Consider the following 329-nt stretch of genomic DNA (forward strand, 5'->3'; position numbering starts at 1 on the left):
GATTCTACTGTTCTGGAGCAAGCAATAACCGACACAAATAAATCTGCTCCAGAACAGTCACACTGGATAGAAAAGTACAGAGTGGTTAGATATCACCAAGAACATTATTATTACCGTTACCTGTGGATGTCAGCCCGGAAGCTGCACCATGTTCACATACCTGGTGGCAATGTGCGATCGCAAATTGCTCAAGGCAGAAAGCAGATGGTAGAGAATGCGATCGCAGATGGTAAATCACCCGTGGAGATTGAGAAATTAATCCGCTCCTGGCGTAGTCAGGAGTCAGGGAATTAGTTCCCCATCTCCCTATTCCCCAATCCCCCTGTCTC

Annotated in this window: 1 pseudogene; it reads left to right on the forward strand. The window is 46.8% G+C overall.

Annotated features, from left to right (window positions below):
• Positions 1 to 294 (forward strand): annotated as a pseudogene (locus tag I8752_RS24980) (DUF4102 domain-containing protein); the annotation flags it as partial.
• Positions 295 to 329 lie beyond the last annotated feature (35 nt).

Source organism: Dendronalium phyllosphericum CENA369 (genome assembly GCF_016056275.1).
GTDB lineage: Bacteria > Cyanobacteriota > Cyanobacteriia > Cyanobacteriales > Nostocaceae > Dendronalium > Dendronalium phyllosphericum.